Consider the following 15,252-nt stretch of genomic DNA (forward strand, 5'->3'; position numbering starts at 1 on the left):
CGACGGCTCGGTGCCGGTGTCGGCCCCGCGGACGGGGCGACACCGGCGGTGCGAGACGACGCGATCAGGGGTCAGGGGTCAGCGGGCGGCGGTCAGCGGGCGGCGGACGGTGGATCAGTGGTCGGCGGCGTTCCAGTCGCGGCCTGAGCCGACCGAGACGCCCAGCGGGACGTCCAGGGGGTAGGCCTCGCCCATCTGCTGGCGGACGAGAGCCTCGACGGCGTCGTGCTCGCCTGGGGCTACCTCGAACACCAGCTCGTCGTGGACCTGCAGGAGCATGCGGGACCGCAGGCCGGCCTCGTGCAGGGCTGCGTCCACGTGGAGCATGGCGACCTTGATGATGTCGGCGGCGGAGCCCTGGATGGGGGCGTTGAGGGCCATGCGCTCGGCCATCTCGCGCCGCTGGCGGTTGTCGCTGTTGAGGTCGGGCAGGTAGCGGCGGCGGCCGAGGACGGTCTCGGTGTAGCCGTCGCGGCGGGCCTGGACGACGATCTGGCGCAGGTAGTCGCGGACGCCGCCGAACGTGGCGAAATACTCCTCCATGAGGACCGTGGCCTCGGCGGGGGTGATGCCGAGCTGCGAGGCGAGACCGTAGGAGGACAGGCCGTAGGCGAGGCCGTAGTTCATGGCCTTGATCTTGCGGCGCTGGTCGGGGACGACCTCGTCGGCGGGGATCGAGAAGACCGAGGAGGCGGTCGCGGCGTGGAAGTCGAAGCCCGAGTTGAAGGCCTCGATCAACGCCTCGTCCTTCGACAGGTGAGCCATGATCCGCATCTCGATCTGGCTGTAGTCGGCGGTGAGGAGGGACTCGAAGCCTTCGCCGACGATGAAGGCGCGGCGGATCTGCCGGCCGTCCTCGGTGCGGATGGGGATGTTCTGCAGGTTGGGGTCGGTGCTGGAGAGCCGGCCCGTGGCCGCGACGGTCTGGTAGTAGGTGGTGTGGATGCGGCCGTCGTCGCTGACCGACTTGAGCAGGCCGTCGACGGTGGTCTTGAGCTTGGCCCAGTCGCGGTGGCTCAGCAGGTGCGCCAGCAGCGGGTGCTCGGTCTGCTTGTGCAGATTCTGCAGCGCCTCGGCGTCGGTGGTGTAGCCGGTCTTGATGCGCTTGGTCTTCGGCAGGCCGAGCTCGTTGAACAGGATCTCCTGCAGCTGCTTGGGCGAGCCGAGGTTGAACTCCCGGCCGATCACCTCATAGGCGCCCTGCGCCGCGGCCTTGACGTTGCTGGCGAACTTCGACTCCAGCTCGCTGAGGTAGTCGGTGTCGGCGGCGATGCCGACCCGCTCCATCTCCGCCAGCACGGTGACCAGCGGCAGCTCGACCTCGGCGAGCAGGCGGGCGGAGGAGTCGCCGTCGCGCCGCAGCTCCTCGGCGATCGCGTCGGCGAGGTCGAGGGTGGCGCGGGCGCGGAGCATCAGATTCTCCTCCGCCTCTCCCGTGTTGCCACCCAGGCCGTCCAGGGCGAGCTGGCCGGTGTCGGGGGCGTCGACCCGCAGCTCGCGCTTGAGGTAGCGCAGCGCCAGATCGTTGAGGTCATAGGAGCGCTGGTCGGGGCGGGCCAGATAGGCCTCGAGCGCGGTGTCGCTGGCGACGCCCTCGAGCGTCCAGCCGCGGGCGCCGAACGCGAGCCGGGCCGGCTTCACGTCGTGCAGCACCTTGAGCCGGTCGGCGGCGGCGAGCCACTCCCCCACGGCCGCGTCGTCGGCGGCGTCGAGCTCGGTCGGGTCGAACCAGGCGGCCGGGCCGCCGGCGACGGCGAGGCCGATGCCGGTCACCTCGCCGGTGCCGCGGCCGAACTTGCCGGCGACGGCGACGCCGACGCGGGTGCCGGCCGGCGCGTGCTCGGTGAGCCAGGCGCCGACGCCTTCGCGCAGGACCGTGCCGGACAGGTCGAAGCCGCTCTCGGCCTCAGGCTCCACGGCGTCGAGATACTGGTAGAGCCGGTCGCGCAGGATGCGGAACTCCAGGGCGTCGAAGACCTGGTGGACGGCCTCGCGGTCCCAGCCGCGCCAGTGCAGCTGGTCGGGGGTGACCGGCAGCTCGAGGTCGTCGACGAGCCCGTTGAGCTCATAGTTGCGCATGACGTCGGCAAGGTGGGCGCGCACATTCTCGCCGGCCTTGCCCTTGATCTCGTCGACCCGGGCGATGATCCCGTCGAGGTCGCCGAACTGCAGGATCCACTTGGCTGCGGTCTTGTCGCCGACGCCGGGGACGCCGGGGAGGTTGTCGCTGTCCTCGCCGACGAGCGCCGCCTTCGCCCGGTAGAGCGACGGCGGGATGCCATAGCGCTCCTCGACCTTGGCCGGGGTCATGCGGTCCATCTCGGAGACGCCGCGCTTGAGATAGAGCACCGTCACGAGGTCGGTGACCAGCTGGAAGGCGTCGCGGTCGCCGGTGATGATCGAGGTGGGGATGCCCTGCGCGACGGCCTCCCGGGCGAGGGTGGCGATCACGTCGTCGGCCTCGTAACCCGGCTTCTCGATGAAGGGGATCCGCAACGCGTTGAGGACCTCCTTGATCAGGTCGAGCTGGCCGGAGAACTCCGGCCGGGTCGTCGAGCGGTTGGCCTTGTATTCCGCATACTTCTCCAGGCGGAAGGTCTGGCGCGACACATCGAAGGCGACCGCCACATGCGTGGGCTTCTCGTCCCGCAACATGTTGATCAGCATCGACGTGAAGCCGAAGACGGCGTTGGTCACCTGCCCCGTCTTCGTGGAGAAGTTCTCCGCGGGGAGGGCGAAGAACGCCCGGTAGGCGAGGGAGTGCCCGTCGAGCAGCAGGAGCCTGGTGTCCTCTGTTGAACCCGTCACATCCTTGAGCCTAGTCGGGGGGTATGACAGTTCCCCGCGGAGACCCCGCGCCGTGACGCGACAAACCGATTCCCGCGACGGTTGCGAACAGGAAGATTACGACTGCGCAACTTCCTGGGGCGTGTTGCCCCGAAGGCCTAGTGCCAGCACCCGAGTTTCATTAGGTTCTGCCCCTATCAGCGTCTTGGCATCTAGGCGCAACCACGCCTACCGCGCTGTAAAAAGGAGACAGGTGATGATCCGCCCCAACCTCGCATGGCGCTCGGTCGCCGTGCTGAGCGCTGCCGTCCTGGCACTCAGTGCATGTGGTGACGATGCAGATAAGCCCAGCACCGGCGCAACCACCGGTGGTGCCGCCCCCGGCGACGGCGTTCTGAAGATCGGCACCATCCTGCCGCAGACCGGCTCGCTGGCCTTCCTCGGCCCCCCGGAGTTCGCGGGCGTCGACGTCGCGATCAAGGAGATCAACGCCAACGGTGGCGTCCTGGGCAAGCCCGTCACGATCCAGCACATGGACTCGGGCGACACCTCCACGGACATCGCCACCCAGTCGGTCAACAAGCTGCTCACGGACAAGACCGACGTCATCATCGGTGCCGCCTCGTCGTCCGTCTCGCTGTCCGTGATCGACAAGATCACCGGCGCGGGCGTGGTCCAGATCTCGCCGGCCAACACGTCGACGGCGCTGACCACCTACAACGACAAGGGCCTCTACTTCCGGACCGCCCCGCCGGACACGCTGCAGGGCCGCGTCCTCGGTGACCTGATCGTCCAGGACGGCAACGCCACCACCGGCATGCTGGTCCTCAACGACTCCTACGGCACCGGCCTCGCCGAGAACGCCAAGGCGGAGATCGAGAGCGGCGGCGGCAAGGTCGCCGTGTCGGTGACCTACGACCCGAAGGCCGCGGACTTCTCGGCCGACGTGGCGAAGATCAAGGCCGCCAACCCGGACGCCATCGCCATCATCGGCTTCGACGAGACCAAGAAGATCGTCCCCAAGCTGATCGAGGCCGGTCTCAAGACCAAGAAGTGGTACTTCGTGGACGGCAACATCGCCGACTACTCGAAGGACTTCGCCCCCGGCACGCTGAAGGGCTACAAGGGCACCCAGCCCGGCGCCGCGACCAAGGACGACTTCAAGAAGCGCGCCCTTGAGATCAACAAGGACCTGAAGGACTGGAACTACGCCGTCGAGTCCTACGACGCCACCATCCTCGCGGCCCTCGCGGCCCTCGAGGCCGGCAGCGACAACCCGGCCGAGATCGCGAAGCACCTGATCACCGTCTCCAAGGGCGGCGAGAAGTGCACGGACTTCAAGTCCTGCGCCGACCTGATCAAGCAGAAGAAGGACATCGACTTCGACGGCCTGAGCGGCCCGATCTCCTTCAACGACGCCGGCGACCCGGCCGAGGCCACCATCGGTGTCTACACCTACGACGAGAACAACAAGCTCACGTCGGACGTGAAGTACCAGACCGGCAAGATCTGATCTGAATAAAGCGAAAGGGCCTCACCGCGGAAGCGGTGGGGCCCTTTTCCATGCGTGCACCACGCGTGCACCGCAACAAAGAAATCCCGAGCCTGCCGGAGAACAAACCGGCAGGCGCGGGAATCCAAAAACGATGGTTCAGGCGCGGGCGAGCGTGCCCAGGTACAACTCGATCACCCGCGGGTCGTTGATCAGATCCTGACCGGACGCCGTGTAGGCATTGCGGCCCTGATCGAGGACGTATCCCCGGTCGCAGATCTGCAGGCAACGGCGGGCGTTCTGCTCGACCATCACGACCGTCACACCGGTCGAGTTGATCTGCTTGGTCCGGAAGAACACCTCGTCCTGCAGCGCCGGCGAGAGACCCGCTGAGGGCTCGTCGAGCAGCAGCACGGTCGGCTCCATCATGAGCGCCCGGGCCATGGCGACCATCTGCCGCTCGCCGCCGGACATGAGCCCCGCCCGCTGCTTGCGCCGCTCGGCCAGGGTCGGGAAGAGCTGCGTCACAAAGTCGAAGCGCTCCTTGAAGCGCTTCGGCTTCAGGAACGTGCCCATCTGCAGGTTCTCTTCGATGGTGAGGGCCGCGAAGACGTTGTTGGTCTGGGGCACGAAGCCGATGCCCCGCTCCACCAGCGCGTGCGCCTTCATGTTGGTGATGTTCTCCCCGCGCAGGGTCACGGCCCCCGAGCGGATGTTGACCAGGCCGAACATGGCTTTCAGGAGGGTCGACTTGCCGGCGCCGTTGGGGCCGATGATGCCCACGAGCTCGCCGTCGTGCACGTACAGGTCAGCGCCGTTGAGGATGTTGACGCCGGGCAGGTAGCCCGCGACGACGTCGTCGGCCCGCAGGACCGACCCGTCGGCGTGTGCCAGGTGGTCGCCGCGGTCGACGATCTCGTTGCTGGCGACCGGGGCGTCGTCCTCGATCGGAACGGTCATGCCGGTCCCCCCTTCGGGTCTTCTTCAGGAGAAACAGAAAGCTCGTCGACGGCGCCGATCAGGGTCACCTCGCCGTCGGATTCGTCCAGCGTAGAGGCGTCCACCTCCTCGCCGCCGACGGTCTTGACCGCGCCGTCGTGGTGCGCGCCCAGGTAGGCGTCGATCACGCGCGGGTCGGCCATGACCTTGTCCGGGGTGCCCTCGGCGATGACGCCGCCCTGCCCCATGACGATGATCCAGTCGCTGATGTCGTGGACCATGTCCATGTCGTGCTCGACGAAGAGCACGGTCATGCCGTCCTCACGCAGCTGCTTGACGTGGCCGAGCAGCGACTGCGTCAGCGCCGGGTTGACCCCGGCCATCGGCTCGTCGAGCATGACCATCTCCGGCTGCACCATGAGCGCCCGGGCCATCTCCAGGAGCTTGCGCTGGCCGCCGGAGAGGCTGCCGGCGAAGTCGTCCTTCTTGGCGATGAGCTTGAACCGGGTGAGCAGGTCCTCGGCGCGGGCGGTGATCTCGGCTTCCTGCTGTTTCCAGGTGCCGGGCAGCAGCGCGCGCCAGAAGCTCTCGCCGCGCTGCCCGGTGGCGCCGAGCCGCATGTTGTCGATGACCTTGAGCTTGGACAGGGCCTTCGTGAGCTGGAAGGTGCGGACCATGCCGGCCCGCGCGACCTTGTGCGCCGCCACGCCGGACAGCGACTTGCCGTTGAACGTCCACGAGCCCTCGTCGGGCGCGTCGAAGCCGGTGAGCAGGTTGAAGAAGGTCGTCTTGCCGGCACCGTTGGGGCCGATGAGGGCCGTGATCGAGCCGCGCTGGATCTCGACGTGCTTCACGTCGACGGCGGTGAGGCCGCCGAAGCGGCGCACCACGTTGTCGGCGACGAGGATCGGGTCCGGTTTCGGGACGCCGGGCTCGCACGGCAGTCCGGCCAGGGCCTGCACGGCTCGCGCCCGAGCGGCCCGGTCGGGCTTGTTCTCAACGTCCATCGAGCATGACCTCCCTCTTGTCGCCGAAGATGCCCTGCGGCCGGTAGATCAGCAGCAGGATGAGGCCGAGACCGACCAGGATGTACCGGACGGAGCCGGCCTGCGAGGTGGTCATGAACCACTCCGGGAAGACCTTGTTGTTGGAGGCCTCGCTCAGCGCCGAGTCGATGAAGACCAGCAGGACCCAGAAGATCATCGAGCCGACGACCGGGCCGAAGACCCGGGCCGCGCCGCCGAGGATCACGATGGTGTACGCGAAGAACGTGAACTCCGTGCCGTACGTGTCCGGCTGGACCGCCGCCCGGTCGAGGGCGAAGACGAAACCGCCGAGGCAGCCGATGACGCCGCCGAGGACCAGCGACTGCATCTTGTACGAGAAGACGTTCTTGCCGAGGCTGCGCACGGCGTCCTCGTCCTCACGGATGGCCTTGAGCACGCGGCCCCACGGGCTGCTCATGAGCAGCCAGACCACGAGGCAGCTGAGCAGGACCAGGGTCCAGCCGACGACCAGGATCCACAGCTCGCGGTCGGTGAACGTGATGAGCCCGAGGTCGATGCCCTTGGTGCCGGCGAACGGGTTGAGCTCGTAGAAGTCCTGCGAGAAGCTCTGCAGGCCGTCGGAGGCACCCGTCCACTTGCGCAGGTCGGTGGCGCGGTAGAAGAGCCGGATGATCTCGGCCGCGGCGATCGTGACGATGGCCAGATAGTCGGCGCGCAGTCGCAGCGTCGGGATGCCGAGCAGCAACGCGAGGATCACCGCCGCGAGCAGGCCGACGACGACGCCGAGCCACAGCGGCAGCCCGAAGGTCGCCACCGTGATCGCGATGCCGTAGGCACCGACGCCGAGGAAGGCGGACTGGCCGAAGTTGAGCAGGCCAGTGTAGCCGAAGTGGACGTTGAGTCCGATGGCCGCGAGGGCGTACGCAATAGCGGTGGACCCGATGATCGCTTCCAGCGAAACGCTGAAGATGCTTTCCCAGTTCATCGTCGTCCCCTCAGCCGATCCGGGCCCGGCGGCCGAGGATGCCCTGCGGCCGGAAGAGCAGGATCACGATCAGCACCCCGAGGGCGCCCACAGACTTCAGCTCGGTCGGGATCCACAGCGTGGAGAGCTGGATGAACAGCCCGATGACGAGGCTGCCGAGCAGCGCGCCCCAGGCCGTGCCGAAGCCACCGAGGGTGACCGCGGCGAAGATGAGCAGGAGGATCTGGAAGCCCATCTGGAAGCCAACGCCCTGGAAGGCGCCGAGGATCACGCCGCTGAGCGCGGCGAGGGCGCCGCCGATCGTCCACACGAGGCGGATGATGCGGTCGACGTTGATGCCGGACGCGGCGGCCAGGGCCGGGTTGTCGGCGACGGCGCGGGTGGCCTTGCCGAGCCGGGTGCCGACCAGCGCGAAGGACACCGCGGCGAGGACGACGAGGGCGATGCCGTCGGCGATCAGGTTCTTCGGCGCGATCAGGAAGGGTCCGTACTGCACGCCCGGCTGGGCGTTGTAGTCGGCGAAGTTGCGCGACTCACCGCCGAAGAAGTACAGGAAGACGTACCTGATCAGCAGCGACAGGCCGATCGAGATGATCATCATGGTGACCAGGTTGGTGCGGCGCTTGCGCAGCCAGCCCCAGAACGCGCGGTCCTGGAAGTAGCCCAGGGCGGCGCCGATGGCCACCGAGATGATGCCGGACAGCACGAGCGGCATCCCGATCGTCACGTTGAACAGGAACGTGACGAGGCCACCCAGCGTGACCATCTCGCCGTGGGCGAAGTTGGTCAGACCGGTGGTGCCGAAGATCAGCGAGATGCCGAGCGCCGCCAGCGCGATGATCAGCGCGAAGTGCAGGCCGGAGTACAGCAGGTCGGCGACGCGGTCGAACGACGACGGCCCCTCGGTCTTGGTGCCGGGCTGGTTGTTGCCACTGCCGCCGGTCGCGCCGGCCGCGCCGAGCGGGAACAGCACGTTGCGCAGCTGCCCGTCCGCCACGGTGACGGTGGGCAGCACGGGCCGGTTGTTGGTGAGCCCGACCCCGGAGGGCAGCGACGCTACATCGAGTTCCACCTTGTAGGTGCCCGGACCGGTTACGGGAATACTCCACTTGCCCTGCTCGTCGGATGTGGCCTCACCGGCGGGCGCGCCGTCCTGGGTAGACGCCTTGATCTTGACACCGGCGACCGGAGCGCCGTTGTTGGTCAACGTCCCCTGCAGTGCTTCCCCTTCGGCCCACGCGCTTGTGGCGCCTAGACCGAAGGAGAGCATCACGCAGGCCAGGAAGGCCGTGAGCATGATCACGGCTCTACGCAATGGTGCTCCTCGAATAACAGATGGCAGCAATCGTCCCGACCCTCGGGACTGGCGGATCATAGCCCGCCCCAGAAGCCGATTGCGGTCCGTTACCAAGCCGTTATTCGACCCTGAGCGCTACGTGCGCAGACACGCCCTGCGCAGGTAAAAGGTCAGGACTCAGGGGTTACCGTGCTGTTACCGGTGGCGGTTTCCGCGATGATCCGATCCGCCACTTCCCGCATGGTCATTCGGTGATCCATCGCGGTGCGCTGAATCCATTTGAACGCCTGCGGCTCGTTCATCGAGTAGGTCGCCATGAGCTGACCCTTGGCGCGCTCGACGACCTTGCGGGTCTCGAGCCGGTCGGTCAGCGTGGCGACCTCCTGCTCGAGCACGGCCAGCTCGGCGAACCGCGACACGGCGATCTCCACCGCCGGCACCAGGTCGCTCTTCTGGAACGGCTTCACCAGGTAGGCCATCGCGCCGGCGGCGCGGGCGCGCTCGACCAGGTCCCGCTGGCTGAACGCGGTGAGGATGACGACCGGCGCGAGGCGCGCGCCGGCGATCTTCTCCGCGGCGGCCAGCCCATCCATGATCGGCATCTTGATGTCCATGATGACCAGGTCGGGCTTGAGCTCCTCGGCGAGGCGGACGGCCGTCTCGCCGTCGCCGGCCTCGCCGACCACGTCGTAGCCCTCCTCGACGAGCATCTCCCGGAGGTCGAGACGGATGAGCGCCTCGTCTTCCGCGATGAGCACCCGACGGCTCTGTGCCTCGGCCACGCGCAACTCCCGATCCGATCCGACACGACTGACGGCGATTACCGCCGCGATCAGACTAGTGGGTACCCTGGTGCGGCGTACCCGTCCCGGTATCCCAATCGGCAGAGGAACGGAGCTCAAACCTCCGACAGTGTGGGTTCGAATCCCACCCGGGGCACGCAAGATCTCACGCGGGCGGCAGCACGACCGGGTCCGCGCCGGCGGTCAGCAGGTCCAGTCCGGCGCCGCTGACGACCTGCGCGGGCTGCCGGTCCCGCCCGAGGATCGCGGCCAGCCGCGCGACAGGAAGCCGGTCCGCGCCGCGGGACGCCGCAAAAACGACGTTGCCGAAGCGCCGGCCCCGCAGGAGTTCCGGACGCACGAGCAGGCAGACGTCGGCGAAGGCGGTGCGCAGGGTGGCCGCCTGCCCCCGGGAGAAGGTCAGGGGCGCGAGGTCCGCGACGTTGACCGCGTAGACCCCCTCGGGGCGCAGGATCCGGGCCACCTCCGCGGCGAACGTGACGTCCGACACGCTTTCCGGCATCTGCGCGGCGTCGTACACGTCGCCGATGACGAGATCGTAGGATGAATCCGGAATGTCGGACACGACCTCCCGGGCATCCCCGAAGACGAACGAGACGCCGGTGGCGTCGGCGAGCGGCACGACCCGCTGCACGAAGTCGGCGAGCCGCCGGTCCCGCTCGACGATCACCTGTGTGGAGCCGGGGCGCGTGGCGGTGACGTAGCGCGGCATCGTGAAGGCGCCGCCGCCCAGGTGCAGCACGGCGAGGGGGCGCGCCTGCGGTGCCATCGTGTCGACGACCGCGGCGATGCGGCGGGTGTACTCGAAGCTGAGGTAGGTCGGGTCCGCGACGTCGACGTACGACTGCTGCACCTCTTCGAAGAGCAGCGTCCAGCCGCCCTTGCGGCGCGGGTCGCGCACCAGCCTGGCGTTGCCGAACTCGGTGCGCTCGCCGATCCCGTCGATGATCTCCCGCCACCCACCCATCTAGGCGGGTGCCTCGTCCACGAGCTCCACGGGCGGCCCGTCGGCATAGCGCGCGGCGAACAGCGGCTTGCCTTTGTCGACCTCCTGCGTGCCGACGATGACCACCCCGCGCACGAAGTCGGAGGAGACGCTGTTGACGTCCACGCCCTGCTCGGCCCAGTAGGCGTTGTCGTCGTTGACCTGCTGGTATCGCTTCGCCAGCTCGGCCGCGGAGAACTTCGCGTCGTGCACGAGCACGCACGACGCCGCGAACGTGCCGGTGATCCACTTGTCCAGGTCGGCGGACGGCTTGCGGTAGACCTCGACGCCGTCGTCGCCGACCCGGGCTCCTGCGAACACGGCCGCGAAGTCGGCCTCGCCCTTCGCGTCGATCTGCGAGACGACCTCCACCAGGTCCCCGGACGGCGAGGCGCCGCACCCGGCGGTCCTCACGACCGCGCCCGAGCCACCCGAGCCGCCGGGCGAGGCGGACGAGGACGGAGCCGCCGACGTACAGGCCGTCAGCCCGAACAGCAGCGCTACCACCAGTACACGTCGCATCACCGCCAACCTACCGGAGCATGCACCGGGGCGCCCGCAGCGGTAGGCAGGGCGGAACGGGGCCCACCGCGAGCAAAACCGGCGATTTGTCTCAGTTCTGGAGCTTCCGGGCCGAACCGAAAGACATGGACGGCACCACCCTGATCAAGAGCATCGACGACGTCATCGATGCCCGTGCCGTCACCACCGTGTTCCAGCCGATCGTGCGGCTCGACTCGTGGCGCCGCCACCGGCCCGAGGTCGTCGGCTACGAGGCGCTGACCCGCGGCCCGGCCGGCACGCCGTGGGAGGCGCCGCTGGAGCTGTTCGACGCCGCCGGCCGGGCCGGGCGCCTCGCCGAGCTCGACTGGGTCTGCCGCGCCGCCGCGTACCGTGCCGCGATCGACGCCGGCCTGCCGCTCGGCCTCACCCTGTTCGTCAACGCCGAGCCCGCCGCGCTCGGCGTGCCGTGCCCGCCGGACCTCGCCCCGGCGATCCTCGACGCCCAGCTGCGGCTGCGGGTCGTCGTCGAGATGACCGAGCGGGCGATCGCCGACGACCCGGCGGCCCTGCTCACCGCCGCCGAGGCGTGCCGCGGCTCCGGCTGGGGCGTGGCGCTGGACGACGTCGGCGCCGAGCCCGCGTCCCTGGCGGTCATGCCGTTCGTGCACCCGGACGTGGTCAAGGTCGACCGGCACCTCACCCAGCAGCCCGAGGGGGCCTACGCCGCCCGCGTCGTCAACGCGATCGTCGCCTACGCCGAACGTACCGGCGCCGCGATCCTCGCCGAGGGGGTCGAGACCCGCGAGCACGCCGCCGCCGCCCTGGGCATGGGCGCGACGCTCGGCCAGGGCTGGCTGTTCGGCCGGCCGGGGCCGCTGCCGGAGGACGTCGCCGAGCGCAGCGCGACCCTGCCGGTGCCGTTCGTCGCGCCGCCCGCCGGGACCGGGACGAGGACGCCGTACGAGATCGTCGCCGGCCGCCGCCCGACCGCCGAGGCGACGAAGCGGATGCTCATGCCGCTGAGCCGGTACCTGGAGGAGAAGGCGCTCGACGCGGCGGAGCCGCCGATCCTGCTCGGCTGCTTCCAGGAGGCGCGGTTCCTGACCCCGCCGACCGCCCGCCGCTACGCGACCGTCGCGCGGACCGCCGCCCTGGTCTGCGCCCTGGGCACCGAGATCCCGAGCGCGCCGGTGCCGGGCGTCAGGGGCGCCGCGATCGCCGGCGACGACCCGCTGCGCGGCGAGTGGAACGTGGTCGTCGTCGGGCCGCACTTCGCCGGCGCCCTCGTCGCGCGGGACCTCGCCGACGACGGACCGGACGACGACCGGCGGTTCACCTACGCCCTCACGTACGACCGCGACCTCGTGCTCGAAGCCGCCCGTGCGCTCCTGCACTGGATCGTGCCAACATAGGCGGTTATGAAGCGGGTGGCGCTGGTGGTGGTGCTCGCCCTTCTGGCCGGCTGCGGCAACGGCGGCGGCGAGAAGGAGAGCCCGGTCAAGCTGCGGATCGAGCTGACCCAGGGCCGGGTCGACGAGGTCCGGCACACGGTGCAGATCTCGATGCACAACGAGGGCCCCGCCAAGGTCACCGTCGAGCGGGTCGAGCTGCAGGCACCCTCGTTCAAGGGGGTCGGGCCGGTCGCGGTCGACGCCCCGCTGCCCGTCGGCGGCCTGCGCGTCGACGTGCCCGTCTCCTACGGCACGGGGATCTGCCAGGGCGACGAGCTCAAGCCCCGCAGCGCCGCCTCGCATGTCGGTTTCGCCGTCCGTACCGAGGACGGCAAGCTCCACGACCTGCGGCTGCCGCTGCCCGACCCGGACCCGATGCTCGACAAGCTGCTCGCGATCGACTGCCAGCAGGCGTACCTGGACCGGCAGGTCTCGCTCACGTTCGGCCCCTGGACGCACCTGCCGAGCGGCTGGCTCAACGGCACCGTGGTGCTGAAGCGGACGGGGTACACCGGCACCGTGACGCTGCAGGAGTTCGTCGGCAGCATCCTCCTCGAAGTGCTGCCGCTGCCCGCGCGGGAGCAGACGCCGAAACCGTACGCGGTGCTGCAGCCCGGGCAGAGCGAGGTGACGGTCCCGGTCGTGGTCGACGGCGAGCGCTGCACCCCGCACGCCCTCGCCGAGATCAAGAAGCCGTACGTGTTCCCCGCCTGGCTCAGCCTCGACGGCGGCCCGCCGCTGTACACGGAGCTGAAGATCACCGATGCGGAGCGTGACGCGTTCAAGCCGGTCATCGACGCCTGCGCCGCCAACCGCACCGAGATGTGACGCAAGACTTTTAAGCCAGACTTAGGCCAGTTGCGATGGGGTACGGCGGGTGCCATGCTCCAGAGCCATGTCCGAGGTCGGTGCGCGCGTCCGCGCGGCGTTACCCGCGGTCGCGCTGCTGGCCCTGGCAACCGCGGCCGTCCTCGGCCTGTCCACGCTCATCGGCATCGCGGCCGCCCCGCCCGCCTGGCAGGTCGTGCTGACCCTGATCGCGGGCCTGCTGCTCGGCATCGCCGCCACCGACCAGGTCAGGGCGGCACTCACGGACTGGCAGGGCGCCGCCACCGCCGAGGCCGGGTCGCACCGCCGGGGGCGTCGCGGACCCGCCCCCGTACAGAACCCGGAAACGCCGCTGGAGAAGCCCACGCGACCGAGGCCGAAGCGGCCGTCGTGGCGGCGGATCGGGATCATCGCGGCGGTCGTCGTCGTGCTCGTCGCGCTGCTGTGGGTGCCGCAGGTGCCGGTCCACGGCGTCGCCACGGCGATCCTCGCGTTCGGGTTCGGTTACGCGGCGTACGTGCTGCCGGTCCTGCCGCTGCTGCTGCTCTGGCCGCTGCCGCGCCTGCCCCGGGCCACCTGGCCGTGGCAGCTGCCCCTGGTGCCGATCGTCGACCGGCGGCTGTGGACCGGCGCCGAGCTGCGCGACCTGGCCGTCGCCACCGGGCACTACCTGCGCGAACGGGTCCTCACCCGCACCACCGGCATCGCGCTGGCCACGCTCGGGCTGCTGCACCTGGTCCGCGGCAACCCGAGCCTCCTGGACGGCGGCACCTCCCGCGCCGGCGGACTCGCCGGCTGGCTGCTCGCCGAGCCGCTGCGCCTGATCCTGTCCACCGGCGGCGCGATCGGCCTGCTCGGCGGGGTCCTCGTCGGCGCCGCGGCGGTCATCGCCGCGTCCGTCGGCCGCGCGTGGGGCACCGTCGCCGGCTACTCGGTGCTCGCCGTCGCGGTCCTGGTGCCGCTGGTCGGCGCGGGCGCCGGGCACTGGCTCGGCTTCGAGTACTACCTGCGCACCGAGCAGGGCAAGGTGGTCGTCGTCGCGGGCCTGTCCCCCTCGCACCGGCAGGCGGTCCACGACACCGCCGTGCCCGTGGACGGCCTGGCGCCGTCGCTGGTGGCGCTGCTCGGCAAGGGGCTGCAGGTCACCGGCAACGACGACGGCGACCGGATCGCGCGGGCCCTGGCGGACCCGTCGAAGGCGGCCGCCGAGCTGTTCGTCGGCGACCAGTTCGAGCTCAAGGCCGGCGAGTGCTTCGACTGGATCGGCGGGTCGTCGCAGCTGCGTTACGTGACGCCGTGCAACGCCGCGCACATCGGCGAGGTCACGTACGTGGGGCACCTGCCGTTCCTGGAGGACCCGGGCCGCGAGGCCGTCGACGCGGCCGCGAAGGCGGTCTGCGAGCAGTCCTACGGCGCGTACCTCGGCGTCCCGTACGGCCAGTCGTTCCTGCCCCTGGACAAGCCGATGCTCCCGGCGGGCTGGACGCAGCGGCCCGTCATCGCGTGCTCCGTCACGTCGGTCGGGCCGTGGACGCTCAAGGGCACGAAGACGGTCGCCGCGCTGCAGCAGAAGGTGCCGTGGGCCGCCGCGGGCGGCTGCAAGGTCGAGGTGCCGGACGCGCTGCGGGTCACCGCTGAGCAGCCCAACATCCGCTGCGTCGCGCCCGGCCCGGAGCAGCGGCTCGCGGTGCAGGGCGCCGGCTTCACGATGGACCTGGAGTTCGCCGCGATCGGCAAGGCGGCAGGCGGCGCCAAGATCGGCGCGGCCTGCCTCGACGGCGCCGACCTGGGCAACGGCTACACCTTCGAGGTCGGCCCCGAGGGCGTCATCGAGATCTTCAAGCTGACCGGCGGGCAGCCGGCGAGGCTCGCCGCGTCGGCGAAGCCGAAGAACGCCGGCCCGCCGCCGACCGCCTCGACACCGCTGCAGGTCACCTGCAAGCCGACCGCGGACGGCGGGATCGAGCTGACCGCCTTCTCGACCGGCAACCGCAAGGCGACCGCGGTCGACAAGACGAACCCGGTGACCCGCCTCTCCCCCAGGCTGATGCTGGCCAACGCCGGCGCCGGCGGCGTCGTCATGACCACCATGATCTTCAGCGCCACCCGCGTCTGAGCCGCCACCGCGTCCAAGGCGCAACCCGCGTCTGAGCCGCCACCACGTCCGAGGCGCC

At 69.9% G+C, this 15,252-nt stretch carries 12 protein-coding genes and 1 tRNA gene; 5 read left to right on the top strand and 8 right to left on the bottom strand.

What is annotated here, in order from left to right:
- Positions 1-114 precede the first annotated feature (114 nt).
- Positions 115-2,808 carry a DNA polymerase I gene (polA, locus tag AB0I21_RS25740; RefSeq protein WP_360564799.1) on the bottom strand — a complete coding sequence of 898 codons (2,694 nt, stop codon included), beginning with the start codon at positions 2,806-2,808 and terminating at the stop codon, positions 115-117.
- A 235-nt stretch (positions 2,809-3,043) separates the two neighbouring features.
- Between polA and AB0I21_RS25745 the strand changes: the two genes are divergently transcribed.
- Positions 3,044-4,300 (top strand): ABC transporter substrate-binding protein, encoded by a 1,257-nt coding sequence (locus AB0I21_RS25745; RefSeq protein ID WP_360564801.1) that lies wholly within the window; start codon positions 3,044-3,046, stop codon positions 4,298-4,300.
- 138 nt (positions 4,301-4,438) lie between these two features.
- Here the strand turns inward: AB0I21_RS25745 and AB0I21_RS25750 are convergent, their stop codons facing one another.
- From AB0I21_RS25750 to AB0I21_RS25770, 5 genes are all read right to left on the bottom strand, one after another.
- Complete coding sequence (locus tag AB0I21_RS25750) at positions 4,439-5,239, bottom strand: ABC transporter ATP-binding protein (protein ID WP_360564803.1); 801 nt, start codon at positions 5,237-5,239, stop codon at positions 4,439-4,441.
- Positions 5,236-6,225, bottom strand: coding sequence for an ABC transporter ATP-binding protein (locus tag AB0I21_RS25755; RefSeq protein WP_360564805.1), 990 nt, complete (start codon positions 6,223-6,225; stop codon positions 5,236-5,238). The genes AB0I21_RS25750 and AB0I21_RS25755 overlap by 4 nt, the downstream gene beginning before the upstream one ends.
- Positions 6,215-7,210, bottom strand: a complete 996-nt coding sequence (locus AB0I21_RS25760; RefSeq protein ID WP_360564807.1) for a branched-chain amino acid ABC transporter permease — start codon at positions 7,208-7,210, stop codon at positions 6,215-6,217. The genes AB0I21_RS25755 and AB0I21_RS25760 overlap by 11 nt, the downstream gene beginning before the upstream one ends.
- Positions 7,211-7,220: 10 nt before the next feature.
- Entirely contained in the window at positions 7,221-8,525 is a 1,305-nt protein-coding gene (locus tag AB0I21_RS25765) for a branched-chain amino acid ABC transporter permease (RefSeq protein WP_360564808.1), read from the bottom strand.
- A 152-nt stretch (positions 8,526-8,677) separates the two neighbouring features.
- Positions 8,678-9,289 carry a response regulator gene (locus AB0I21_RS25770; RefSeq protein WP_344503463.1) on the bottom strand — a complete coding sequence of 204 codons (612 nt, stop codon included), beginning with the start codon at positions 9,287-9,289 and terminating at the stop codon, positions 8,678-8,680.
- Between the two features lie 83 nt (positions 9,290-9,372).
- Here AB0I21_RS25770 and AB0I21_RS25775 point away from each other — a divergent pair.
- A tRNA-Leu gene (locus tag AB0I21_RS25775) sits at positions 9,373-9,446 on the top strand.
- Positions 9,447-9,455: 9 nt separating this feature from the next.
- Here the strand turns inward: AB0I21_RS25775 and AB0I21_RS25780 are convergent.
- On the bottom strand, positions 9,456-10,277 hold the full coding sequence (locus AB0I21_RS25780) for a fused MFS/spermidine synthase (protein ID WP_360564810.1): 822 nt from the start codon (positions 10,275-10,277) through the stop codon (positions 9,456-9,458).
- Entirely contained in the window at positions 10,278-10,817 is a 540-nt protein-coding gene (locus AB0I21_RS25785) for a hypothetical protein (RefSeq protein WP_360564812.1), read from the bottom strand.
- Positions 10,818-10,942: 125 nt separating this feature from the next.
- Between AB0I21_RS25785 and AB0I21_RS25790 the strand changes: the two genes are divergently transcribed.
- From AB0I21_RS25790 to AB0I21_RS25800, 3 genes are all read left to right on the top strand, one after another.
- Complete coding sequence (locus AB0I21_RS25790; RefSeq protein WP_360564814.1) at positions 10,943-12,211, top strand: EAL domain-containing protein; 1,269 nt, start codon at positions 10,943-10,945, stop codon at positions 12,209-12,211.
- Positions 12,212-12,217: 6 nt separating this feature from the next.
- Positions 12,218-13,078 (top strand): hypothetical protein, encoded by an 861-nt coding sequence (locus AB0I21_RS25795; protein ID WP_360564815.1) that lies wholly within the window; start codon positions 12,218-12,220, stop codon positions 13,076-13,078.
- Between the two features lie 67 nt (positions 13,079-13,145).
- Complete coding sequence (locus AB0I21_RS25800) at positions 13,146-15,194, top strand: hypothetical protein (protein WP_360564817.1); 2,049 nt, start codon at positions 13,146-13,148, stop codon at positions 15,192-15,194.
- Positions 15,195-15,252 lie beyond the last annotated feature (58 nt).

The sequence above is a fragment of the Dactylosporangium sp. NPDC050588 genome (assembly GCF_040654975.1).
Lineage (GTDB): Bacteria > Actinomycetota > Actinomycetes > Mycobacteriales > Micromonosporaceae > Dactylosporangium > Dactylosporangium maewongense.

Coding starts and splice junctions, on each gene's coding strand:
- AB0I21_RS25800 (WP_360564817.1), top strand. CDS start 13,146: ATGTCCGAGGTCGGTGCGCGCGTCCGCGCGGCGTTACCCGCGGTCGCG.
- AB0I21_RS25760 (WP_360564807.1), bottom strand. CDS start 7,210: ATGAACTGGGAAAGCATCTTCAGCGTTTCGCTGGAAGCGATCATCGGG.
- AB0I21_RS25790 (WP_360564814.1), top strand. CDS start 10,943: ATGGACGGCACCACCCTGATCAAGAGCATCGACGACGTCATCGATGCC.
- AB0I21_RS25785 (WP_360564812.1), bottom strand. CDS start 10,817: ATGCGACGTGTACTGGTGGTAGCGCTGCTGTTCGGGCTGACGGCCTGT.
- AB0I21_RS25750 (WP_360564803.1), bottom strand. CDS start 5,239: ATGACCGTTCCGATCGAGGACGACGCCCCGGTCGCCAGCAACGAGATC.
- AB0I21_RS25795 (WP_360564815.1), top strand. CDS start 12,218: ATGAAGCGGGTGGCGCTGGTGGTGGTGCTCGCCCTTCTGGCCGGCTGC.
- AB0I21_RS25745 (WP_360564801.1), top strand. CDS start 3,044: ATGATCCGCCCCAACCTCGCATGGCGCTCGGTCGCCGTGCTGAGCGCT.
- AB0I21_RS25780 (WP_360564810.1), bottom strand. CDS start 10,277: ATGGGTGGGTGGCGGGAGATCATCGACGGGATCGGCGAGCGCACCGAG.
- AB0I21_RS25755 (WP_360564805.1), bottom strand. CDS start 6,225: ATGGACGTTGAGAACAAGCCCGACCGGGCCGCTCGGGCGCGAGCCGTG.